The sequence below is a fragment of the Paenibacillus sp. 01T431 genome, assembly GCF_056398625.1.
This window is the reverse complement of sequence record NZ_JBFTPT010000012.1, coordinates 80,306-104,085: the sequence shown is the minus strand read 5'-3', so window position 1 is coordinate 104,085 and position 23,780 is coordinate 80,306. Positions and strand designations below refer to the sequence as shown.

The following is a 23,780-nucleotide window of genomic DNA, read 5'->3' as shown; positions in this document are numbered from 1 at the left end:
GTTTTACAGCTCCTCCTTTGATCCGAACAGCCGATAAGCAAATCTCATTGCAAAATAACTGATGATCAGCAGCATGACTGAGACCGAGGATGCATAACCGAGCTCGAAACGGATAAAAGCGTAATCGTCAATATGATTAATAATCAAATGCCCTGAATAGGAAGGAGTAATCGCCATCCCCGTCAACTGGGTGGATATGCCTCCTGCCTTCAGCGTACCTACGATCGACATGACCGCGCTGAACAGCATTTGCGGCTTCATCGAAGGAATTGTAATGTAGAAAACCTCCTGCAGGCGGCTGGAAATCCCGTCTATGCGGCCAGCCTCGTACAGCTCCCGATTTACCGTCTGAAGACCAGCCAGCATAGCGAGAAAACCAACGCTAAAGCTAACCCAGAGCGATACGATGATCATAATATTGAGCAAATATTTAGGGTCCTGCAGCCAAATCGTCGGACTGTCGATCCAGCCCATCTTAAGCAAAAAATTGTTAAAATAACCGACGCGGTCACCGCTGAACGTCGCAATCCAAACGACGGATAAAGCGACGCCGCCAGCCATAGACGGTGCATAAAACGCAAGCGTGTAGTAATCGCGAATGCGAATGGGCAGCTGATGAATGAGCCAAGCGAACAGGAAAGCTAAAATATAACCTCCCGGCCCTACGATTAACGCGAACAAAAACGTATTCGGAATCGCTTTAGTTAGAAAAATGATGTCCTGTGTGAACAAGCTGATGTAATTTCGTACCCCGATAAAATGAAGCGATCCAAAGCCGTCATAGGACGTAAATCCAAGTGTCGCTGCCATAACAACCGGAATGACGATAAACATTAGGAAGCAAATGAGAAACGGCGCAAGAAACAGATAACAAAAAGCATCACGTCTCATTTCCCGCCAAAAGCGATTCCATTTCACACGCAAAGCAGATTTCTGCTTCGGCTTAGCTATGCTGGGAGAAAGCTGCGTATTCATTTCTGCGGTTCCTCCCATTCGTAAGGTTGTTTAATTTGCGGAATTTTCAAATCCTCATTAGCCGATATGCCAAAGTCATTTTGTCTGCGATTCATTTCCCGCTGCAAGGAAAGCTGAGCAGCCTCAAGCGATTCCTGCGCAGGTATGCCCTCGAGAACCGTCCGATTCCACGCAAACTCCATCTCTCTGTTCAAGAAATAATAACCCGGTACATAAGGCATGTTTTTCGCCCAGCGCGCCTGCTCTTGAAGCGCCTTCAGGTCATCGCTCGGCCAAGTTAGTGATTTCATCGCATTGACATTCGCCGTATTCCATCTGAACTCAATGCCATAAAAGGACTCGACGTCTTTGGCGTATTGCGATTGCACGTCCTCCGAGGTCCACCACTCTAGAAACTTCCAAGCATCGTCTTTCCGCTCGCTTTTCTTCATGATCATCGCGGCAGATATAGCCTGCGGCGACCATCTTGCTACCTCGCCGTTCTCTCGCTCGATGCCCGGCAGCGGTGCGATTTTCCAGTGTCCAGTTATTTCCGGAGCAGCAACGAGCAGCTGCACATAGGTGTTGAAATCGGCCACACCTATAGGAATATCTCCATCGCGGAAATGCTGGAAAAATGCTGGTATGTCAATCGGCAGATTGTATTTCTTGTAGAGCTCTGTCCAGCGCTTGAATGCCTGCTGGCCGGCATCGCTCGAGAGCGCACCCTTCAAACCGTCTTGCGAATACACCTCTGCACCATTTTGGAAAAAAAGTGTAGTGAAATCGCTTTTCGGATAATTCATTGTCATTCCGTTTTCCTGAAGCGTTGGTAAAATGTCGAACACTTCATCCCATGTATCCGGAACCTTCAAGTTCAAGCCTTCTAGAATGTCGGTTCTGTAGAACATCATCTGGAAGTTCTGCACCTCTGGCAGTCCATAAATTTTCCCGTCGTAGCTAAGCGAACGGCTGACTCCGGGAATAAATCGATCAAGCACATCCTTGAAGCCTGGAAAGTCAGACAGCTCCGCGGCCGCATCCCGCATTGCGAAGTCAGCTGGCGTAGACTCCCCAACGCCAAGCGCAATATCAGGCACGTCTCCTGCTGCATTTCCAAGTATGAGCATGTTCGGGTTGGTCATCAGATTGATATTGACTTCAATTCCCGTCCGAGGCGTGAAATCATTATCCACCATCTCACGCAGCAGCTCGACGTAATCCCGACCGCGCTGCACCCAAATGGTCAGTGCTTCCTTCTTGTTATGCTTGCGCGTGTCGTAGTCCAAATAGAAGGAGCGGCCAAAATCAGCAATCGAGTAAGGCACTCTTGAAAGCGTCGTAGGCACTTTCAGATCCGTAACCGTATTTGGCGTCCGAACGACGATATAATCCATGAGCAAAGGCTGCTGAGTCAGCGTTGCCATCCAAGTCCCAATATTGTTCTGAATCGTCGAGAAATCATTGATTTTATTCGGTATTTCGTTCACATCCACCAGCATCTTCTCGAGTATCGCTACGGAACCTTTGATCGCCTCGGATAAATCTGAATCCTTTTTATTGAGACCATTGATATAATTCCGAATATTCGTTAACTGAGCAACAAATTCCGTCATCTTCTGTTCCACATCTGGATCAAGCTTCTTCATATTCCACGTTCGCGTTGAATCGATGTTGGCGTCAAAAGCCGATTTGCTATAGTTTCCTGTAAGCAATCGTATATGTCGGTCAAATATTGCAAGCTGATCCAGCGTCTCCTTCAAAGCCAGATAAACAGGCTGAACGAGTGAGGAGTCAGCGGTCATGCGCAGGACATGTGCGCCCTTCTCCAAATAAAAGAGGAAAGGTTTCCCTTCTGAATCTGCAAGCGTACCAATTTCGAATTCCTTCTTCGTCGGAATACCGTAATGAAGCAGCTCCTTAAACGGTGTTTTTCCATCAATCGAAATAGTGCGGTATGCCTCAAAGCCGTTGCGATAGTTTTGAAATGTTTTCAGGTCGATTTCATACCAGCCGGACTCTGGCACAGAAAGCTCCCATTCCACCCACTCCCCCGGCAATCGCCAGCGCTGACCGCCTAAGACGTTATAAGTAATTCGCCCTTTCGGGTCAGGTGAAATATAAGGCTCTGACCAAAAATCGGTCTGAATCGCGAGACTTGATTTCCGCTGAAACTGCTCCGCTTCGATCATGCTGAACCAGCTCTGCTTCTCCTCTTCCGGCGGATGCAAGTTTTTGTAATACTCGTAAGCTGGAATTTCTTCCTTTGGCTTGAATGCTATTTCTCGGAGCGCGACGGACTCTCTCACCCCAACCAACCGCAGCTTATGCTGGCCTTGTTCCAACCGGTAGAGTACTGGCTCGGATGAAGCGGAAAATATCGTTGCCGCTTTTGCGCTCCAACCGGCTAGCTCGGTTTGCGGAGGACGAATTTGCTGTCCGATCTCGTTGCGATCATATGGAAATTTGGAATCCTTCCAAAGTCGCTCCAGTTCAATGCGTTCCGACTCCGTAAACGGATATCGGCCATCAATTTGAACGCCGCGTACGACGGAGGCGTTGCCGCCTTCTAAAGGCTTGTAATCAAAATGAAGCTCATACCAGCCGCCCTTCGGCACGTCGAACGTCCATTCCACCCAGCCCTTTTCGTTTTCCCAATAAAGCGCAGCTTCACCTTGCTCCTTATCAATCCTGACCGCCGATTCTTCAGCAGCAGCTTGATATGCGGTTGGTGAAATCAGAATGGACGGAAGACTCTCGTCGGTTTTGGCCGCCTCCGGATATTGGTACATCAGCTTCGCGTATGGCAGCTCCTCTGTTTTGCTCTTATAGGACAGCAGCTGCTCCGTGCTCACCGAGGTTGCATGAAGAACGGGTCTACTAGCCGTAATCCAGCGGATGACTCCGAACACCAGCGCCAGTACCAGAATGAGACGAAGAGCGATGCCCAGCATCCTCATTCTCCTCATCTGTCTTCTCCTCCAGCTGCCAAAGATACGCCGGTTTCCTCATCAAAGAAATGAACCTTGCTCATGTTGAAACCAACGACAAGCTTCTCCTCTTTGTGATAAACGATCTCCGGCTCCGTTCTGCCAATGAGAGTTTTCTCTCCTACCTTCACGTACACGTACGAATCGGCTCCCGTTACTTCCGTCATCTCTACTACGCATCGAAAGAAGTCATTCTCCTCCGCGTTTGCTTCTTCCCGCTTCAGCCATACATGCTCTGGGCGAATGCCCATCACACAGTTGCGAAGCGATCCGCTTTTTACCGCAAAATGCACATAATGACGTTCTGGAACGAGCAGCTTTATTCGCTTATTAACGAAATAATAAAGACCATCCTCCAAGACTAGGCTCCCATCCATAAAATTCATTTGGGGCGAGCCGATAAATCCGGCGACAAACAAATTCGTCGGTTCATCATAAAGCTGGCGAGGCGGGGCAACCTGCTGAATAACGCCATCCTTCATAACGACAATCCGCGTTCCCATCGTCATCGCTTCGACTTGATCATGTGTCACATAGACCATCGTCCGCTTGAGGTCGCTCTGTAGCTTAATAATCTCCGCCCTTGTTTGAGCACGCAGCTTCGCATCGAGATTCGACAGCGGTTCATCCATGAGGAACACTTGCGGCTCCCTTGCTATCGCACGGCCAAGTGCGACACGCTGCTTCTGACCGCCTGACAGCTGGCTTGGCTTGCGCTCCAGCAGATGCGATATTTCCAAAATTTTTGCCACACGGTTGACCCTTAGCTCGATATCGTGCTTTGCCGTCTTGCGAAGCTTAAGTCCTAGCGCGATATTTTCGTAAACGGTTAGATTCGGGTATAGGGCGTAGTTCTGAAATACCATCGCAATATCTCTGTCCTTGGGCGAGACATAATTTACGAACTTCTCATCGATGTACAGATCTCCTTCGGTGATTTCCTCTAGGCCAGCCAGCATTCGGAGCGTTGTTGATTTGCCGCAGCCGGAAGGACCGACGAGCACCAGGAATTCCCCCTCCTCAATGGAAAGGTGGAAATCGTTGACCGCCGGACGCGACTCCCCTTTATAGTGCTTATATACATGGCTAAACGTAATGCTTCCCACCCTTGCTCACCTCTCATGACGTATTGTCTTCCTCTTGCTACTATTAATGTTAACGCATACATTCGCCGGCAAATATGAGGTGATATTTTCTTTTGTTGTCAAAAATTAGCCTCTATCAGCTGAAAATCACTATTTTCCCTCCATTCTTAGAAAGCGCTTTCTATAATAGGGGCAAATCCACAATCAGCCTCTTCTGCTGCCAATAAAAAAAAGAGGCCGCCTCGCTAGGTTTGCACCTGTTGAGTCGGCCTCTTTCATTTGTACTTATTCAGCTGTTTACCGAAGGTCTGCCCAAGAATACTTAGGGCTCCAATCCAGCGTATCCTTTGCCATTTGATTGCTGACTACGGCTGTCCGCCCAGTTAAAGGCGCGCGCAGATCGATGACTCCCGGATAAAACTGCTGCAGCAAACGCTCGGTTGACCATTCGCTAAGCGTATCGTTGCTCGTAATATTGAGACAAATCGCTCCGCGGTCCTCCACATGAAGCGATGCGATACATGCACTGACTGCATCTCGTATATCAATATAGCTCCATAAAATATGTTTAAAGGACTCCGGCTTATCAACAGCAAGATGCTTGTAATCCTCAGGTTTAGTAATCATGGAGAAACGGAGTGAAATGACCTGCATGCCATTTCTTCGATCGAACATCGCAGCGGTCACTTCATTCACTACCTTCGATAGACCGTAGCACTCTTGCGGCTGCTGCGGATGATCCTCGTCCAGCGGCAAATAATCCGGTGCAAATGGCGTCGGTGCCCATGCAAAGCCGTAAGAAGACTCGCTTGAGCCCATAACAACCTTCCGAATACCAAGAATCGAGGCGGCTTCCAAAATATGATACGCTGCAACCGTATTGTTCGCGAATATATACGGGTACGAATGGCCAAGCGGTGCAGGAATAGCAGCCATATGTATGATGGCATCCGCACCGTGAAGCGCTGAAACGACTTGCCCGAAATCATTTAAATCCACTTTAATTTGCTTGCAATGCAGCTGATTTGACCGCTCGTTGTCCAAGGAAACAACCTGATAGCCATCCTGCTGAAGCGCCCCAATGAGCTGTGTCCCGAGCTTGCCGCTCCCGCCAGTTACTGCGATTGTTTTCATAGAAGAAGCACCTCCAATTTCCAACTTTGTATTATGGCCGCACAAGCGTACCGTCAGCCTTTCGATCCAGATGATAAGGATTGTGATATGCGGAGCGATTCCAATTGTCCCCAACGAGCAGCTGCGCCTTTAGCTCATCCAGCTCAATGCCAAGACCCGGCTTGTTCGAAGGGTAAAGATAACCGCCCTTTCTAACGATATGCCCCTCAAAGGCATCAAGCTCTTCCGCTCTAAAATGGTTCACTTCCTGAATGCCGAAATTCCATATCGCCATATCAAGATGTACCGCTGCCGCTTGGTTAACGGGATCATTCTCTCCGCCTTCCTGCCACGCGGTACGTACGCCAAACGCTTCGCACAGCGCTGCTATTTTGCGGCATGGCGTTATGCCCCCAGCTTTCGAGACGCGAACGCGAATGAAATCGATCAGCCTCTCCTTGACTAGCTCCGTCCACTCCTGCGGATTCACGAACAGCTCGCCAACCGCTTGGGGCGTTGCGCTCTGCTGACGAAGATGGCGATACCAGCCAATTTGCTCCGGTGCGAGCGCATCTTCAAGAAAGAACAGACCATAGGGCTCAACCCGCTTTGCCAGCTGAATCGCATTGATAGGCGACAGATGCTCATGTACATCATGCGTAAACTGGATACCCATGCCAAACGCTGACCGCAATTGCTCGAACATGTTCGGAATGGCATTCAAATAAGCCTGCTCGTCAAACACTGGACCTTTTGTCCAAGCTCGCTCGGGCAGGTTCGCTTTGTCAGCATTAATGAAGCCGCCTCCCCCATACCCGCCCATCTGCACGCGGATGACGGTATAGCCCTCTTCCATAAAACGCTGCACATCCTCCTTGAGCTCGGAAATATCCGATCCCCCTGCATGTCCATAACAAGGCACAGCCGCGCGGCTTGCCCCGCCGAGCAATTGATAGACCGGCAATCCCGCTTCCTTCCCTTTTATATCCCATAATGCCATATCAATACCGCCGATTGCCGTATGCAAAATAGCTCCGTTTCTCCAATAGCCGCTCATATACATTGTCTGCCACAAATCTTCTATGTTAGCGGCATCTTTGCCGATCAGAAGCGGCGCCAGCAACTGCTCAATAACTTGTACAACGGCTTCCGGATTGTAGACATCCGAAGCCGAGCCGAGTCCATAAAGCCCGTCTTGATCGGTCATCACCTTTACGATCGTCCAAGTTCCGTTCTTACGCGTTCGAATACATTTGATTCCCGTTATTTTCGCCATGCCCTCACCTTTCCTTTCCGTGTCTCGTTTAGTTTAAGTCAATCACACGGCATTCCACATGAGGCATTTTTAAACTTTCTGTCCTATTGTTAGCCTCTTTCCTAATCCTATGATGCTTATTGCCTTAGTAGTTACAATATAAAAAAGAGAGCATCCAATATATGGGATACTCTCTTTTTACCTGTTTAAAATTAGACTTTCTCTAATTGCTCAAGTACAAACTGCTTGAAAGCTTCCACCTCGTTAAAAATTCGCTCCGGCAGGACCCGGTAATCTTTATCCTGCACGACAGCCATCCACTGGGCAGCAAAGGTACGTATTCCGGCTTCTTGACCTGCCATCATATCATCGTTGCTGTCGCCGACAAAAATAGTTTCTTCCTTTGCCCAGCCAAGCTCGTTTAATATAAGATGGATCCCTTCCGCTGATGGCTTGCGCTTCTCCACATCATCGCCCGTTACAATCTTGTCGAAGCTAACCTCCCAGCCCAGCTTGTCCAGCGAAATATCGAGCGTACGCCGCGATTTGCCTGTGAACATGGCAATTCCGATGCCTGATTGCCGCAATGAGACTAGCAAATCAGCGATTTCCGTATTTCGCTCTACGAGCTCCTCATGCCGCTGCTCGTATTCAGCTACATATTCGGTTATGGCTGCTTCCACTTGCTCGCGATTGTTTAGATGCTGTTCAATAATTTGAAGCTCCGTCGGCCCTGCCAATGCGTACATATCCTCAATCAACACTTGCCTGCCATCATATCTCTGGAATACACCTGAAATCACTTGATACATCACCGGCCAAGTATCGGCAAGTGTACCATCAAAGTCAAAAATAATATGTTTAATGTTGTTCAAAACAATCTCTCCTCTCCTACCATCTCTCTCTATTATAATCATGAAAAAAGCGATCCCGCTAGGGGAGCGCCTTTTTCGTTTAAAGCTGCGAATGTTTACTGATGACTAGTCGGATGATTTACGGTTAAGGGGATTTCATTATTGAAAAGACGTGCAATATCGCCAGTCAACCGCAAATAGAAATCAGAGGATACGGCTACGCCGTCCGCATCGAGCGTAAGGAAATATTGATTGTTCGGAATCATCGAGCTGTTCTCGGCGGCTTTGGCAATCGCTGTCGCCTCGTCATATTCATCAAACATCGCAATATAACCTGTATTGATGCCTAAACTTTTTAAATTGTAAGCCTGTCGCCACATGAAATCGCCATGCAGACGAGGAATTTCGTTGACGGGACCGTTTTTCATGTTTTTCCATGCAAAACCCGGCCAAATCACGGGCTGATATACGATGCCATTCTGCTGAGTAAATGCGAAATCCGGCGCCCACTGATTCGTCTTGTAATGATCAGCTCCCGCTAGCTGGCTGAACCGACCGACAAACCAAGGCGATAGCATATCAAGCGATTTGTACACATCGAGGAAACCAGGCTTCGAATCGTTATCCCCATTGCGCCAATGGGTAGGAACGCCGCCGATCACATAATAGCCTTGGTTTTTGAACCAAGCGATTAAGTCTGCGGATTCCGCTGCTGTTCCCGGCCGATCGGTAAACCCGATCCCCCAAATACAGATGACCAGCTTACCGTCCTGCTTGGCATAGGCAGTCGATGAGGTTAAATTCATCGTGCCAACAACATTGTTCGTAAAATCATTTTTGACCGCATTGACCCACTGGCTTGGATTGAGATCCGTAATGTCATACATCACATAAAATTTGCGGTTATAGGTTTCAGCAGCATTTTTCACCTTCACAGCTACGCTGTCGCGGTTCTGATTCCAATTATTCGGCGCATAGTTTGCATCCGCCCCAAATCTTTGCAGCGCTGCGCCGCTAATGTTGTATGTCTGCATCCATTCAAAATGCTTGTTCACCGTTTCTTGATCATAAGAGGAGAACAGCTTGGCTGGCTGACCGTTGCCTAAATTGCCTAAGTTCGTTTGATACAGCTTCGTATACTCTCTTAAATCTGGATACATCTCGAAGTTTACGTTGGAGTTCGCTGTCAGATTATTATTGTTTTTGGACCAATGTGTCCAGTTGTTTAGAGGTGATCCGTCACCCCCAGCGGTAAACCAGCCCTGGTAACCCGCAAACACCTTTCCGACTACATCGCCGCCAATTGCGGCAGCAGCAAATTTGAACCAGTTGATATTAAACAGATTACCTGCTCCTCCAGTAAATTTTAAATATAGATTATGGACTCCGCTTATTGTGTTAATGGAACAGTTTTTGGTTGTCCATGACTGCCAGCCGCCCGTAGTCGTTACCGCGCAAGTACCTGCCAGCGTGCCATTCAAGCTGTCCAGTCTAATTTCAACATTGCCGCCAGTTGTTTGGCTTGCCACACGCAGAGCAACCGATGAGGCTCCGCTCCCGAAGTTCACATTGTTAAACACAAGGTAATCCCCGTTGTCCACATAAGCAACATTTTGACCGCCTTCACTGGAGTTTTCCAATTGCGTGCCAAATTGACTGTTAAAGGCGGAAGCTGCCGTTTGAACAAAAGCCGATATCGAGCCTGGCGCAGCTGTTGGAGCAGGTGTAGCTGTTGGAACTGTCGTCGCTCTCGGTGAAGGCGTTGGCGTTGCTACAACGGTCGGTCCATACACCTCAAGCTCCGATATTTGTCCGCCAGTTGCTCCAGTATTAGCTGTCACATTTATTTTGACATAACGCGCATTGGTGCTTGTAAAGTTGATGGTGACCGCATTTGTACCGGATTGATAAGTATAGGCCGCAGAAGCAACAATGGTGTTGTAGTTTGTATCATCACTGCTAGTCTGCACAGATAAAGTTTGCGTACGGTCACCCCAAGCAAGCGGCAGCTTAAGAACTACTTGATTGATGGCTTGGCTGCTGCCCAAATCGACCCTAATCCAGTTCGGATAGCTGCTTGCAGCTCCCTCCCAATAGCTTGCTTGATTGCCATCTGTTGCGTTTGAAGTTATATAGCTCTGAGTATGGTTGCTTTCCGTTACACTTTTGTTCAGCGCCAAATTGCCAGCTGCCGATACCTTGGATGGTGATAACGAGAGCTGCGTTGAGATAAGAACCAGAACAAGCAATAGGATGACGTAAACCTGTCTTCTTCCTTTAACCAACATAAATTCCCTCCTCAAAAAATGGATGATACCGCGATGCTCCAATCCCTATTTATTCGATCCTACCACCTCCTTCGCCGCTTCTGGGGTATCGAAAAAAGCCTGGTCCCCCGGGGGACCAGGCTCGCGTTTTAAGGCTGCTGGTTGTAAATGCGATACAAGAGAACTGCCGTTTCGCAGCGGCTTCTTTCATACTTATCCAATGTATCCGCTTTCAAACGTTGTCAAAGGAGAAGCCTTCCTCTACATAAGGTCGGCTTCTCATTCGTCACACTTTATTTTTTCTTCGCAAGAAACTCATCAATTTGTCTTTGAGTTTCAGCGATGATGACATCAAGTCCATTTTTCTTTTGCGTTTCGATATAAGCAGCAACGGCCTTCTCGACATCCTTCACCACGCCAAACTCTATCGGTCTGTTCAGCTCATCGTTTGCTGTATCACGTTTTGCAATCTCGTTTTTCATATTGTCTTCAGCGATAAATAGGCCGTCGATAGGTGAGTTGACGTTATTAGGCTTGCTTGCAAATTCAGCTTCCTTCAGCCAGAAATCCGTTCCATATGTCATCGTCGGACGCATGAATTGCGGCTTCCAGAATGCCCATTGTCCGCCCCACTCCATATAGTTGCTCGTCGTTGTTTCCATGCCTTCCGGATATTCAGCCGTTTCCCCGTTCAATACATAGGTTTTGCCTTCAATACCGTATTGCACAAGGTCATACAACGTTTTGTCGGTTTCCATCATATCCAAGAAACGAAGCACTCGTTCTGGATTTTTGGAGTTGCGGTTAATGGCAACGACATTGGCAAGAGCCGTACGGTTAACGAATCTTTTGTCAGGATAAAGCTCTGCCGATTCCATCTTGAACGACGGATCAGAGAAACCAGGATTAGCACTTACCCATTCATGCGATGTTACAGTGAACAGCTTTTTGCCATTTCTCCACTCTGCTGCTTCGTCTGACTTATCGATCATCGCATCACGGTTAATCAAATTATCGTCATACCAAACTTTAGCCAGCTTTGCAGCCTCTAGGTAGAATGGTTGCTGCTCAACCGCTTTAATCGTAATTTTGTCATCGCTTAAATAGAAGCCAAGGCCGTGGAAGTTAAGATCTACCCACTCATCACGAATCATAATGAGGGATACCGGCGGCGTCCGGGAAATTCTTTCGTTCGGGTACGCTTTTTTCAATTCACGCAGCAATCTGTCGACATCCTCAATTGTTTTGATTGAGCCTGCTGGAATATCAAGTCCCGCTTTCTCGACAAGATCAGAGCGCCAGCCAGTAAATTTACGCTCATTCATTTTCATCGTCCATGGAAGACCTACGATGTTGCCGTTTACCGTTGCAGCAGCAAGTGTACCCTGCTCCTCATATTTCTTGTGCAAGTTAGGAGCAAATTCCGGCAGCAGATCGTTTAATGCCATGTATGATCCTTTTGCAGCCATCTGCTTGTACGAAAGCCAGTCGCCGTCAAAGTTCATATCCCAGTTGTCGCCGGATGCGGCCATAACGAGCATCTTTTCTTTGAAGTCGCCAAACGGAATGAAGTTAATATCGAACTTCACGTTAAGACCTTTCGCTTTCACATATTCGCTAACCTTGGACCAAACCTCATCCGTAGCCGCTTTTTTATCACCGCCAAAATAAAACTTCAGCGTAACTTCATCCTCTTGCTTCACTTCTTCGGTTCCGCCAGTTGGCGCATTAGTCGCCTTCCCATTATTGCTTGGCGTATTGCTGTTGCTTGAGCTGCATGCTGCTAGAATAACGCTTAGCAGCATGATGACAGCAATAAATAGCGGCATTTTTGTTATGCTTTTCTGCATCTGAACCTCTCCCCTTAGCTTATGTTTTATATACTACACGGCTGAAGCCGAGATAGTCATCCTTTTACTGCGCCCACCATCAAACCTTTGACAAAAAAACGTTGAACGAACGGATACAAGAAAATGATAGGGCCAATCGTAACGACCGTAAGCGCCATCTTGATCGATTCCGAAGGAATTTGCGCTGATATTCGCTGCATAGCGGATGCATTGCTCGAGCTCTTCAGAAATTCCACGTTGGAGATGAGCGTTCGCAGCAGCAGCTGCAGCGGTTGAAGCTCCTGCTTATCGACAAACATGAGACCTAGAAACCAATCGTTCCAGTAGCTCAATGCTACGAATAAACCGACGGTTGCAAGTACTGGCAAGGAAAGCGGTGCAATGAGGCGATAAAAGATTTTAAAGTCGCCCGCACCGTCCATTTTGGCCGATTCATTCATATCCTCGGGTATGGATAACATAAAGTTGCGAATGAGGAACATATTGAATGCATTAGCGAGCATCGGTAAAATAAGCGCCCAAAGTGTATCTTTTAGATCCAAATATCTCACGCAAATGATGTACCAAGGTACTAATCCGCCATTAAACAGCATTGTAATAATGACGTAGATAGACAAAATGTTTCTATACTTGAATGACCGTCTCGCCATTACGTATGCGCCCATGCTCGTTACGAGCAAGGATAGAATTGTTCCTGCCACCGTAACGAGAAGACTTACGCCATACGCATCAATAATGCGATTAGAGCCTAGAAATAAAATGCGATAAGAATCGAAAGTAATGCTCTTTGGCCATAGCGTGTACCCATAATCCATAATGTCCTTCTCCGTGCTTAACGAACCTGAAATGACCATAATGAATGGAAACAAGCAGGACAGACTGAACAAGGAGATCGCTATAATGATAATAAATTGTGAAATTGAAAATCTCTTCAGATGCATGCAGATGATCCTCCCTTGATGTGAATGGACGTTTTTAGAAAATAGCCGAGTCTTTGTCTATTTTGCGTGCCGCGTAATTGCTGCCGATAATAAGCACGAATGCGATGAACGACTGGAGGAAGCCCGCCGCAGATGCCATGCCGATATCTCCTGATTTGCGCAAGCTGCGATAAACAAACGTATCAATAACGTCAGTTGTAGGAAATAAGAGAGAAGCATCGCCGACCATTGCGTAAAACATTCCAAAATCGGCGTTCATGATTCTGCCAACAGCCAGCAAGGTTAAGATAATGATCGTTGGCCGCAGCATCGGAATGCTGATAAAACGGATTTGCTGCCATCTTGTCGCACCGTCGATGGACGCTGCTTCATAATACGAATTGTCGATGGACGTTAATGCCGCCAAATAAATGATTGTGCCGTATCCGGTAACCTTCCAGCGAACCGCTATCGTTAGAATGAGCGGCCATAAGCCAGCTTCGCTGTAAAAATCAATCGGCTGCAAGCCTATCGTTTCTAGCACACGATTAATCGCTCCACTCTCAAAGTTCATTAAGTTGTAAGCGAACACTCCGACTACGATCCACGAAATAAAGAAAGGAAGAAAGGTTAACGACTGCGTAACTCTTTTAAAATATTTGTTTCTAATCTCATTGAGCAGCAAGGCAAACCCTACTTCAAAAATGAGCCCGACTGTAATAAACAATGCGTTTAACAGTATCGTGTTTCTCATCGCCCGAAAAGCGGTCGGAGAAGAGAACAAATAATCAAAGTTATTCAGCAGCGGGTGCATCCAATCGCTTCCGAAAATTCCTTTAGCAAAGTCAAAGTCTTTGAAGGCGATGACTAGACCTGCAAGCGGCAAGTAGTTAAAGAGAAAAAGGAGCGTCGCGACGGGCAGGAACATGAGCAGCAGCGTTCGATTTCTGAGTAATTCCCGAATGACTCCATTAGATTTCATAATCGATTTCCCTTCCATTGATGTGATACTTTTATTCTAAGGGAGCCCGCCTGGGCTTACTATGAGCCAATCTTATACTTTGTGGTTTAAGATTATCCTCCTATACATAAAGTTCCTTTTCCCCATCTCCCAGACGCCGACTCTACTCTATTCGCGTTAATGTGCGCTTATAGACAACAAACCAAGGCTTGTCTCGTGCTGTAAGAACACATACGTGCTTACAGCTCCATTTCCACCTCAACCAGACGGCTTTTCTACTCAATAAGCGCATATTTGCGCTTATAAACAACAAACCAAGGCTTGTCTCGTGCTGTAAGAACACATGTGTGCTTACAGCTCCATTTCTACCTCAACCAGACGGCTTTTCTACTCAATAAGCGCACATATGCGCTTACAGACAACCAACTAAGACTATTCTCTCGCTGTAAGAACACATGTGTGCTTACAGCTCCATTTCCACCTCAACCAGTCGGCTTTTCTACTCAATAAGCGCATATTTGCGCTTACAGACAACAAACTAAGACTATTCTCTCGCTGTAAGAACACATGTGTGCTTACAGCTCCATTTCTACCTCAACCAGACGCCTTTTCTACTCAATAAGCGCACATATGCGCTTACAAACAACAAACTAACCCATTCCTCAAGCTTTAAGAACACATGCGTGCTTACAGCTTCATTTCAACCTCGATCAGACGCCTCATCTACCTCAATAAGCACATATTTGCGCTTACAGACAACAAACTAAGGCTTGTCTCGAGCTGTAAGAACACATGTGTGCTTACAGCTTCATTTCCGCCTCAACCTGACGGCTTTTCTACTCAATAAGCGCATATTTGCGCTTACCGACAACAAACCGAGGCTTGTCTCGCGCTGAAAGAACACATGTGTGCTTACAGCTCCATTTCTACCTCAACCAGTCGGCTTTTCTACTCAATAAGCGCATATTTGCGCTTACAGACAACAAACCAAGGCTTGTCTCGAACTGTAAGAACACATGTGTGCTTACAGCTCCATTTCTACCCCAACCAGATGGCTTCACTACTCAATAAGCGCATGTATTCTTACTGCTTCATTTCAACCTCGATCAGACGCCTCATCTACCTCAATAAGCACATATTTGCGCTTATCGACAACAAACTAAGGCTATTCTCGTGTTGTAAGAACACATACGTGCTTACAGCTTCATTTCCGCCTCAACCACATAGCTTTTCTACTCAATAAGTGCATATTTGCGCTTACAAACAACAAACTAACCCTTTTCTCAAGCTGTAAGAACACATGCGTTCTTACAGCTTCACTTCCACCTCATCCAGATGGCTTCTCTACTCTTTAAGCGCATATTTGCGCTTACAGACAACAAACTAAAGCTATTCTCTCGCTGTAAGAACACATATGTGCTTACAGCTTCACTTCCACCTCAACCAGATGGCTTCACTACTCTATAAGCGCACATATGCGCTTACAAACAACAAACTAACCCTTTTCTCAAGCTTTAAGAACACATACGTTCTTACAGCTTCACTTCCACCTCGGTCAGACGCCTCATCTACCTCAATAAGCGCATATTTGCGCTTATAAACAACAAACCAAGGCTTTTCTCGAGCTGTAAGAACACATGCGTGCTTACAGCTTCACTTCCACCTCAACCAGATGGCTTCTCTAATCTTTAAGCGCATATATTCTTACAGCTTCATTTCAACCTCGATCAGACCGCCTCATCTACCTCAATAAGCGCATATTTGCGCTTACAGACAACAAACTAAGGCTATTCTCGTGCTGTAAGAACACATGTGTGCTTACAGCTTCATTTCCGCCTCAACCAGACGGCTTTTCTACTCAATAAGCGCATATTTGCGCTTATAGACAACAAACTGAGGCTATCCTCGTGCTGTAAGAACACATGCGTACTTAAAGCTCCATTTCTACCTCAACTACACGCCTCATCTACCTCAATAAGCGCATATTTGCACTTACAAACAACAAACTAACCCTTTTCTCGAGCTTTAAGAACACATACGTGCTTACAGCTTCATTTCAACCTCGATCAGACGCCTCATCTACTCAATAAGCGCATATTTGCGCTTACCGACAACAAACCACGGCTTTTCTCGAGCTGTAAGAACACATGCGTGCTTACAGCTTCACTTCCACCTCTGTCAGACGCCTCATCTACCTCAATAAGTGCATATTTGCGCTTACCGACAACAAACTGAAGCTATTCTCGTACTGTAAGAACACATACGTGCTTACAGCTTCATTTCCGCCTCAACCACACAGCTTTTCTACTCAATAAGCGCACATATGCGCTTACAAACAACAAACTAACCCTTTTCTCAAGCTTTAATAACACATACGTGCTTACAGCTCCATTTCCGCCTCGCCGAGACGCCGCAACTACTCTTTAAGCATATATTTGTGCTTATCGAGTTCAAACAAAAAAAGACCACCTAAACAACCGGTGATCTCTACATGCACAGAATTCTAACGAAGTTACAGACTTCTTCCTTCGTTTTTACCAATTAAGCTTTGTATCCATTTGTAGCTTTGTTCATCAAGAATGTCATCATAGATATCTCCCCATAAATTTATAAGCTCATATCCTTCGTTATTAGCTCCCATTACTCTGGGTTACTTCCTAACCTCCTTTGCTACTTAACGTTTGTTCTCATAGCCGACTACTTTACCTACTATTTCCTCTTTGGCAAAAGCACCCGCTGATTGGCTGTCATGGAATCCTCGCCAACGTACATCCGCCAATATAAAATACTCATTCTCCTTTAGCTGCAATGGCTTATTCATAGAATCATTTTTATCGGAAGAAGGATCGCTCCCGTAAAAGGCATCCAGTTTATTCCCATTAATATAAACCTGCCCTTTTTTAACCTGAACCGCCTCACCAGGAAGCCCAACAACTCTTGCTATATCCGTCGCTTGTTTATCTTTTTTAATTTGGAATAAGGCAATATCGCCGCGAGATATTTGATTTTCCTTATAATAATTCAAATCAACCAACACCTCATTGTTTAAAGCAAATGGATGGGGATGCGTATAACCGAGCTCTGACAGCATGCCATCCGTTTCTACTTTTACCTTCGTCAATGAGGAATCCGAGTTTTGAATCAACTCTATTCTCTTCTCTGTAGCTGTATCCGTAATGGAATGACTACAGCCACCCGTGATCATTATGACGACCGAGAAAACAACAAACATAACCTTCCATCTCGTCCTCATCAAACACCCCCTCCGCTGCCTGCTCTCACTTATCACGATTCCGCTTCCAATGCTCCCGCAGCTCCAGCGTTTTCTTGTTCCATGCCTCTGTCTCTGGAATAATACGGTTAATGTCGGCACCTTGAAATACGATATCATTAATAACATTGATCCAGTTGTACTCCGAAAAACCGGGTATCGTGGCGCCGGGCAATACGAGGCTGTTATCCTTGGTCATCTTCACGGCTTCGATATTTTTCCCTTGCCACAACGGAACCTCATCAATATAGGCTGTCAGCTCTGGATCAATAACGGAAGCATTCGCTCCCTTCTCGATTTTCCATTTCTGCGCCTCCATCTCGAATTGAAAACTAATCCATTTATATGCCTCTTCTTTATGCTTAGAGCCGCTCAGCATCGCAAGCGGACCATAAATATGGAAGGAGTATTGGTTGACCTGCCCTCTCGGAAAGGGAAGTATATCCCAGTTAAAATCAGCCTCCTTATGCAGTGTCGGAAGTAGCCAATCTCCGGCAATGTCAAACGCTGTTTTTCCATTTATGAATTGCTTAACCACATCGCCTTGTGATTTGGATTCTGCCCAAGAGAGCATAGACCCATCCTTGGTGACAAATTCAGTCAGCCAGCGCACATCCGCCATCACATCCGGCGTGCTTAGCAAGCTTTGGGTCAATCGATCATTTAAGTAAGCCAAATTAGGCGCATGTCCATCCGCTGCTGCTTTCATCGGCAGCAAGCGCATCACAAAATCACTGTTCGTAGTGAGGCCGTATTCCCCAGCTGCAGGGTCCGTGACACGTTTTGCAATATCACGCAAATCATCAAAGCTCCAATCATTTGAAGGCATATCTATGCCATGCTTGGCCAATAAATCTTTATTTACAATAATCCACATTGGAACATCGACGAACGGCACAGCAAGCCTGCGGCCGTTAAAGGCCATCGTATCAAAGTATCCATCGGGCAGCACCTTGCCTTGGAAGGAAGCATCTTCATCCATGTACGGCTTTAAATTTTCGAGCAGGCCGCTTTGTTCATAACGAAGCAAATCACCAACAACCCAAGTCAGATCAGCTGGTGTGCCTGCCGCCTCCAATGCAATAATTTGATTCATGATTTCGTCATCGCCGCCCACGATTTGAACGGGCTCAATCGTAATCCATGGATATTTGGCATTGAATTTATCGTACAGCTCCTTATACGTCTCTCCTCCCCAGGTCAGAAGCTTAAGCGTAACTGGTGTTTTGCCTGAATATTGCCCTTCTTGACCACTATTTGATCCCTCTGCCGCATTCTCGCCATCCCAGCCTTTAAACGTGCAAGAGGTTAGAACTAGCATAAACATCAGGAGTATACTTATAACAAATGTTTGTTTACGTTTGTTTATCAAGATTATGCCTCCTTTGATACTCACGCTTCACTCATTGCCAATTGAATCGATATTCTGGTCTTCCTTCAAAATGGGATGCCTTAACGTTATCGTTGTTCCCATTTCGGGCCCCGTCTTGATTTCAAGCTTGTAACGATCTCCAAAATAAAGCTTCAAACGATCATTCACATTGCGAAGCCCTACGCCTCTGCGCGTATGTGAGAACTTTTCGCTAGGCTCTTCTTCCGTCTCCAGCAGTTCCAGCACGGACGCTGGAATGCCTTTACCATTATCCACAATATCGATTACGATATCCTCTCCGATTTTTCTGGCTGCGATCATAATTTTCCCTTTATCAAAATCGTCGCGCACGCTATGCTGAATCGCATTTTCAACAAGCGGCTGCAGCAAAAGCCTTAGAAACGGCATATCCAGCGTCTCTGTCTCACAGGAATACAAAATACGAACGACCTTGCCCATTCTTGCTTGTTCAATCGATACATAAGCCTTTACCTGCTCAATCTCGCGGCGCAGCGTCGTAATCTCTTTCCCTTGGTTTAGACTGAGCCGCAGCAGATTTCCAAGTGCCGATACCATCTCGCTTATGTCGCTGCGTCCATGATTTTCCGCCTTCCACCTAATTGATTCCAAGGTGTTGTATAGAAAATGAGGATTAATCTGGTGACTCAGCACTTGAAACTCCAGCGCTTTTTTGTTCCTTTCGGAGCGCGCTGCCTCTTTAATCAATCCATCTATGCGCTGAACAAGATTGCTTACTCCTCTATACAGCCAGCCAACTTCATCCTTGCGAGACGACGAAGGCAGCAAGTAATGAAGATTTTCCGCCTCCAGCCTCCTCATTAAGCGAACCAAATGCGCAATAGGCTGTGTATAGTAAGCTGTGATATAAAAGACGACACTAATGCAGCAAATAAGATAACCGATCAAAAAAATAACGAGCATGCGGTTAATTTCATCAATCGTACCCGTCAGCTCATGAAGAGGGGTCAGGCTCACGATGGTCCATGGATGGTTAGCCATCTTCAAATACGTGGCGAGGTAGGTTTCCCCTTCAATCGTAATGGACGTAGAGCCTTCATCACCCGACTTCATATAAGAGATTAAGGCTGTTGACGGAAATTCCTTGCCTGTCCATTCATTAACTGTAGAATCATAATGCACGATGCCTTTCTCATTAATGAGCAGCAGCTTCTGATCCTTTAGCTGATCGGACGGCGAGAAATATCTTCTTAAATAGTCCTCGGATAAGTCGGTCGCAATAATGCCTCTTAATTTTTGATCGTACAAGCCCGAGAATCGCTTCACATAGGAGAGCAGCGGTTTTGCGTATTTCCCATGCATGGGCATGGTCAGATACCACGTCGGACTAACCGTCGCTTTCGAGCGCTGAAACCAATACTGGTCACCGATACGCACCGATTCATCAATTGTTCTCATATAGGACGGATAATCTGTTGGCTTGATTGGGTACACCTTGACTCTAAAAGCATCAATCGTAGACGTAGCGTGATACAGCACGGTCAATAAATTGACTGTAAACGCTTCCTCTTCTGCCTTGTTTAATGGTTCCGTTTCCAATAAATCCTGAAGTTCCTTATTTCCGATGACATCGTTAACTTGATCATTTAAGTTGCCCAGATAAATCTCGAAGTTTTTTCTTGCTTGAAGAAGATAGCTCATGGACATTTTCGTATTCGTATTGGAGATGCCCTCGATCGATTTAATATGCGCATAATATGCAAAAAGCAGAAACGGAACGATAATGATCATAAAAAATATGAGAATCATCCGATTGCGAAAGGATGAAGCGAGCCGAAAGGACACTTTGTTCACAAGTATACACCTGCCTTCCACTATGCTAACCCCATTACTGGAGTAGACTTGTCCTCGATAATATACTTCATTGAGTTACTTTTGCAATAAGTAATTTAAGCTTGTTACAGCATTTCGATAGGCATAATTCCACATTCCTGGCAAAGCGATAATAATTCCCCTTAAAGTTTGCATATCCCTCATTGTGAGCAGCTTGCATATTCTTTAGACTAATGGCGTAATACCTAACCTTTCAACGAAAAGAGGAACAACGATGACTGCATCGAAAAGGGTGGTACATGTCATTTCGCATACCCATTGGGATCGAGAATGGTATATGCCTTACGAAGCCCATCATGTCAAGCTGATTGAGACAATGGACACGCTGCTGGAAACGTTCGAGGCCGATCCTGATTTTCGCAGCTTTTACCTCGATGGTCAAACGATAATTTTAGATGATTATCTGCAGGTGTACCCAGAGAAGCAGAGCCAAATCCAAAAGCTGTGTGATGAAGGCAAGCTCTCTTTGGGTCCTTGGTATATTTTGCAGGATGAGTTTCTAACCAGCAGCGAAGCAAACGTAAGAAACTTGCAAATCGGACATCGGGATGCCAAAAAATATGGACCGATTTCGAAGCTTGGTTATTTCCCAGATTCGTTTGGCAATATGGGACAGGCTGCTCAGCTATTAAGACAAGCAGGCATCGATACCGCCGTGTTCGGAAGAGGTGTAAAAGCAACTGGCTTCAACAATCGGGTGGAAGATTCCTCCGGCCTTGAATCCCCTTATTCCGAGCTCATCTGGCAGGCACCCGACGGTTCAAGCGTATTAGGCATCCTATTTGCCAATTGGTATAACAATGGTATGGAGATTCCAGTTGATCCTCTCAAAGCAAAGCCTTACTGGGAGCATCGCCTTGCGCGAGCGGAACAATATGCTTCAACCTCCCAGCTGCTGCTTATGAACGGCTGCGATCATCAGCCCATTCAGACCAATCTCTCCGAAGCGCTCCGCGTAGCGAGAGAGCTGTTCCCTGCGTACGAGTTCATCCACTCCAACTTTGACGATTATGTAAAGGCGGTTCAAACGCAGCAGCCTCCGAACCTGAGCCTAACGCGCGGAGAGCTGCGCGGCCAGCAAACGGACGGCTGGTATTCGTTAGTGAATACAGCGTCTGCTCGTGTTTACATCAAACAGCTTAATCAACGAAATCAGACGCTGCTGGAGAAAGTGGCCGAGCCGATCTCTGCCATCGCCCATCAGCTCGGCAAGCCTTATCCACATGGTCTCTTCCAATATGCTTGGAAGACACTGATGCAAAATCATCCGCACGACAGCATTTGCGGCTGCAGTGTCGATGAGGTGTACCAAGAAATGAAAACCCGTTTTTCCAAAAGCATGGAGGTTGGCAAAGCATTAACGACCGAGAGCATTAAATTTATTAGCGCTAAGGTCAATACAAGTCATTTTGCCAATATCAGTGAGTCAGGTGCTCCCTTCATCGTCTTTAACTCAAGCGGCTATGAAGGCTCATCAGTCCACCAATTCGAGATTGAATGGTCGCATCGCTTCTTCGATCAAAGCGAGGATCCTGTTGCCATTGCTAAGCAGGTTCAAGATCGGACGCACGCCGAAGGGTACTTGGTGAACGGCAGAGGTGAACGCATCGACTTTACTGCTCATGATTTGGGCGTTCGCTTCGGCTATGAACTGCCAAATGATAAATTCCGGCAGCCCTATATGGCTCGCGCACTGCGTCTGACCTTCGAGACCGGCATATTGCCTTCGATGGGATATGAATCTTTTGCTTGGATACCATGTCAAAATGAGATTATAACTTCAAGCGAGAATCGCCATTCATTAGTGACTAGTGAACGAACACTGGAAAATGCTCGTCTTACATTGACGATAGAGGAAGACGGAAGTTTTACGGTTTATGATAAGAAAAGCCAGCAGCTGTTTTCGGATCTTGGCCATTACGAGAATGTAGGCGATATTGGCAATGAATATATTTTCAAGCAGCCAGTCGGCGACTTGCCGATCACGACTAAGGGCAGCAAAGCCGAAATTCGAGTAGTTGAAGACTCGCCTTACCGGGCATCCATTGAAATCACTCATCGCCTTGCTATACCTGCACGGGCAGACGATCTTCTGGCTGAAGAAATCCGCACAATGGTTGAATTCCGGCAGCGGAAGGCTGGCAGATCGACTTCCCTTGTACCGCTAGAAATTGTGACACTAGTTAGCCTAGAACGTGAGGGCAAAGGTGTACAAGTCCATGCGCGCATTGAAAATCAATCGCAAGATCACAGGCTGCGCGTGCTACTTCCTTCGGATATTGCTGCATCCACACATTTTGCAGATTCAATCTTCGAGGTCGCTGAGCGTCAAAACGTTCCTGCAAAGGAATGGCAAAATCCGAGCAATGCTCAGCATATGCAGACGTTCATTGACGTACACGGCGAGCAAAGAGGCTTGACGATTGCAGGCAAAGGCTTAAATGAATATGAAGTGCTTCAAGATGGCAGAAATACGATCGCTGTAACCCTTCTGCGCTCCGTCGGAGAGCTTGGCGATTGGGGTGTATTTCATACGCCTGAAGCGCAGTGCTTAGGTACAAATGAAGCCGAATGGATGATCATTCCTTACGGCAGCGCTGAAGAACGTTTTGCCGCTTATCGCGAAGCCTATCGTTTCCCTATACCCGTTACGGCAATCGCAGCTGGATTGCATGATGGCGAGCTCGCTCCTGCTTGTGATTTCCTCAAATGGAATGGTGACCAGCTCGCTTTCTCCAGCCTGAAGATCAATGAAGAACGTGGCGACAGCATGGCAAGGTGGTACAATTTAGCAGAATCCACGACCAGCTTAGCTATTCATCCAAGCGCTGCTTCTGCGTCCTATGTAAGTGACATTATGGAGAACGATAGCGCTAATAAGATCAAAAACAGCGTTCAGGTCGAAGGCTTCAAAATCGTAACGATTGGTTTAGCCGCTGCTTCAAAATAACCAAATCAAAAAATAAAAAGATAAAATGCAAAGAGGCAGTCTCCCAAGGTTATGCCATTTTCACCT

Annotated in this window: 15 protein-coding genes; 1 reads left to right on the top strand and 14 read right to left on the bottom strand. The window is 46.5% G+C overall.

The features are described 5' to 3' along the window. Positions 1 to 3: 3 nt before the first annotated feature. From AC1DM9_RS21730 to AC1DM9_RS21665, 14 genes are all read right to left on the bottom strand, one after another. Positions 4 to 975: a carbohydrate ABC transporter permease gene (locus AC1DM9_RS21730; protein ID WP_076269448.1), complete on the bottom strand. Its 972-nt coding sequence runs from the start codon at positions 973 to 975 to the stop codon at positions 4 to 6. Then, positions 972 to 3,923: an extracellular solute-binding protein gene (locus tag AC1DM9_RS21725; RefSeq protein ID WP_477582157.1), complete on the bottom strand. Its 2,952-nt coding sequence runs from the start codon at positions 3,921 to 3,923 to the stop codon at positions 972 to 974. The genes AC1DM9_RS21730 and AC1DM9_RS21725 overlap by 4 nt, the downstream gene beginning before the upstream one ends. Beyond that, positions 3,920 to 5,050 carry an ABC transporter ATP-binding protein gene (locus tag AC1DM9_RS21720; RefSeq protein WP_477582155.1) on the bottom strand — a complete coding sequence of 377 codons (1,131 nt, stop codon included), beginning with the start codon at positions 5,048 to 5,050 and terminating at the stop codon, positions 3,920 to 3,922. The genes AC1DM9_RS21725 and AC1DM9_RS21720 overlap by 4 nt, the downstream gene beginning before the upstream one ends. 276 nt (positions 5,051 to 5,326) lie before the next feature. Further along, complete coding sequence (locus tag AC1DM9_RS21715; RefSeq protein WP_477582154.1) at positions 5,327 to 6,163, bottom strand: NAD-dependent epimerase/dehydratase family protein; 837 nt, start codon at positions 6,161 to 6,163, stop codon at positions 5,327 to 5,329. A 31-nt stretch (positions 6,164 to 6,194) separates the two neighbouring features. Next, positions 6,195 to 7,418 (bottom strand): enolase C-terminal domain-like protein, encoded by a 1,224-nt coding sequence (locus AC1DM9_RS21710; protein WP_339208028.1) that lies wholly within the window; start codon positions 7,416 to 7,418, stop codon positions 6,195 to 6,197. 191 nt (positions 7,419 to 7,609) lie between these two features. Next, positions 7,610 to 8,272 (bottom strand): HAD family hydrolase, encoded by a 663-nt coding sequence (locus AC1DM9_RS21705; RefSeq protein ID WP_441876121.1) that lies wholly within the window; start codon positions 8,270 to 8,272, stop codon positions 7,610 to 7,612. 95 nt (positions 8,273 to 8,367) lie between these two features. Then, a complete protein-coding gene (locus AC1DM9_RS21700) occupies positions 8,368 to 10,539 on the bottom strand; it encodes a carbohydrate-binding protein (RefSeq protein WP_477582151.1) in 2,172 nt (723 codons plus the stop codon). Positions 10,540 to 10,811: 272 nt separating this feature from the next. Then, the gene (locus AC1DM9_RS21695; RefSeq protein ID WP_076269438.1) at positions 10,812 to 12,368 is read right to left on the bottom strand and encodes an extracellular solute-binding protein; all 1,557 of its coding nucleotides are present in this window, start codon (positions 12,366 to 12,368) and stop codon (positions 10,812 to 10,814) included. 56 nt (positions 12,369 to 12,424) lie between these two features. Then, the gene (locus AC1DM9_RS21690; RefSeq protein ID WP_076269437.1) at positions 12,425 to 13,309 is read right to left on the bottom strand and encodes a carbohydrate ABC transporter permease; all 885 of its coding nucleotides are present in this window, start codon (positions 13,307 to 13,309) and stop codon (positions 12,425 to 12,427) included. 34 nt (positions 13,310 to 13,343) lie between these two features. After that, positions 13,344 to 14,270, bottom strand: coding sequence for an ABC transporter permease (locus tag AC1DM9_RS21685; RefSeq protein WP_076269604.1), 927 nt, complete (start codon positions 14,268 to 14,270; stop codon positions 13,344 to 13,346). Positions 14,271 to 16,761: 2,491 nt separating this feature from the next. Then, on the bottom strand, positions 16,762 to 16,890 hold the full coding sequence (locus AC1DM9_RS21680) for a hypothetical protein (protein WP_477582148.1): 129 nt from the start codon (positions 16,888 to 16,890) through the stop codon (positions 16,762 to 16,764). A 33-nt stretch (positions 16,891 to 16,923) separates the two neighbouring features. Next, positions 16,924 to 17,502, bottom strand: a complete 579-nt coding sequence (lepB, locus tag AC1DM9_RS21675) for a signal peptidase I (protein ID WP_477509281.1) — start codon at positions 17,500 to 17,502, stop codon at positions 16,924 to 16,926. A 25-nt stretch (positions 17,503 to 17,527) separates the two neighbouring features. Beyond that, positions 17,528 to 18,892, bottom strand: coding sequence for an ABC transporter substrate-binding protein (locus AC1DM9_RS21670; RefSeq protein ID WP_477527766.1), 1,365 nt, complete (start codon positions 18,890 to 18,892; stop codon positions 17,528 to 17,530). A gap of 27 nt (positions 18,893 to 18,919) precedes the next feature. Further along, positions 18,920 to 20,725 (bottom strand): cache domain-containing sensor histidine kinase, encoded by a 1,806-nt coding sequence (locus AC1DM9_RS21665; RefSeq protein WP_441876105.1) that lies wholly within the window; start codon positions 20,723 to 20,725, stop codon positions 18,920 to 18,922. Between the two features lie 253 nt (positions 20,726 to 20,978). Between AC1DM9_RS21665 and AC1DM9_RS21660 the strand changes: the two genes are divergently transcribed. Beyond that, the gene (locus tag AC1DM9_RS21660) at positions 20,979 to 23,714 is read left to right on the top strand and encodes an alpha-mannosidase (RefSeq protein WP_477582145.1); all 2,736 of its coding nucleotides are present in this window, start codon (positions 20,979 to 20,981) and stop codon (positions 23,712 to 23,714) included. The last annotated feature ends 66 nt before the right edge of the window (positions 23,715 to 23,780 follow it).

Bases quoted from the DNA above. Each gene is read 5' to 3' on its own strand.
- AC1DM9_RS21660 (WP_477582145.1), top strand. From the start codon at position 20,979: ATGACTGCATCGAAAAGGGTGGTACATGTCATTTCGCATACCCATTGG.
- AC1DM9_RS21725 (WP_477582157.1), bottom strand. From the start codon at position 3,923: ATGAGGAGAATGAGGATGCTGGGCATCGCTCTTCGTCTCATTCTGGTA.
- AC1DM9_RS21730 (WP_076269448.1), bottom strand. From the start codon at position 975: ATGAATACGCAGCTTTCTCCCAGCATAGCTAAGCCGAAGCAGAAATCT.
- AC1DM9_RS21710 (WP_339208028.1), bottom strand. From the start codon at position 7,418: ATGGCGAAAATAACGGGAATCAAATGTATTCGAACGCGTAAGAACGGA.
- AC1DM9_RS21680 (WP_477582148.1), bottom strand. From the start codon at position 16,890: ATGGGAGCTAATAACGAAGGATATGAGCTTATAAATTTATGGGGAGAT.
- AC1DM9_RS21690 (WP_076269437.1), bottom strand. From the start codon at position 13,309: ATGCATCTGAAGAGATTTTCAATTTCACAATTTATTATCATTATAGCG.
- AC1DM9_RS21695 (WP_076269438.1), bottom strand. From the start codon at position 12,368: ATGCAGAAAAGCATAACAAAAATGCCGCTATTTATTGCTGTCATCATG.
- AC1DM9_RS21700 (WP_477582151.1), bottom strand. From the start codon at position 10,539: ATGTTGGTTAAAGGAAGAAGACAGGTTTACGTCATCCTATTGCTTGTT.
- AC1DM9_RS21715 (WP_477582154.1), bottom strand. From the start codon at position 6,163: ATGAAAACAATCGCAGTAACTGGCGGGAGCGGCAAGCTCGGGACACAG.
- AC1DM9_RS21685 (WP_076269604.1), bottom strand. From the start codon at position 14,270: ATGAAATCTAATGGAGTCATTCGGGAATTACTCAGAAATCGAACGCTG.
- lepB (WP_477509281.1), bottom strand. From the start codon at position 17,502: ATGAGGACGAGATGGAAGGTTATGTTTGTTGTTTTCTCGGTCGTCATA.